1 pseudogene is annotated in these 599 nt (G+C 42.9%); it reads right to left on the reverse strand.

From position 1 onward, the window contains the following. Positions 1–104 precede the first annotated feature (104 nt). A pseudogene (locus ACS8FD_RS22530) lies at positions 105–599 on the reverse strand (hypothetical protein); the annotation flags it as partial.

Here is a 599-nt window from a genome sequence, read left to right on the forward strand (position 1 = left end):
TAACGAGCAACTATTAAACTAATAGATATAAAAAACCCCAGCTATTATAAGCTGGGGTTTTTCTATTGCCTTAGAACAAAATACTCTTACTAAGCTAAACGCTTTTACTGCTTATCTGAACTGTCATCAGCTTTTATCTCGACGGTGTCAGTCTTAGCAGCAGTCTCTTTATCAGCAGTAGTATTTTTATCCGTGTCAGGTAGACGGTTTGGATCCAACGACCCTTTCTTGTTTTTGGGTGCACTGCCACTACCATTAGCGTTGGCTTTTAATGCAGCGACTGAGCCTGACACTTTTTGCGCGGGCTTTGTCGTCTCAGTAACTTTATTAGCGGCTTTAGAGGATGCAATGGCATTCTCTTGACTATTGGTTACAGGGCTGATCGATTTTTCTTTGGCAGTCACGTTATTTGACTCTGTCAGCGAATCTGCTGCTGATGTAGCGTTTGACTGTGCCGGTTGGCTTTGACTCTGGTCATCTACATCAGCTTTCGTTGCTGTTGCGTTATCTTGTTCAGATTCATCGGCCAGCTCTTCAGTCATCTCTTTTTCTTTGCGTTTTTCAGGCGCTTTAGAGTTGGCTTCAAAATGTGCATCACC

This window comes from Psychrobacter sp. 1U2 (assembly GCF_051847575.1).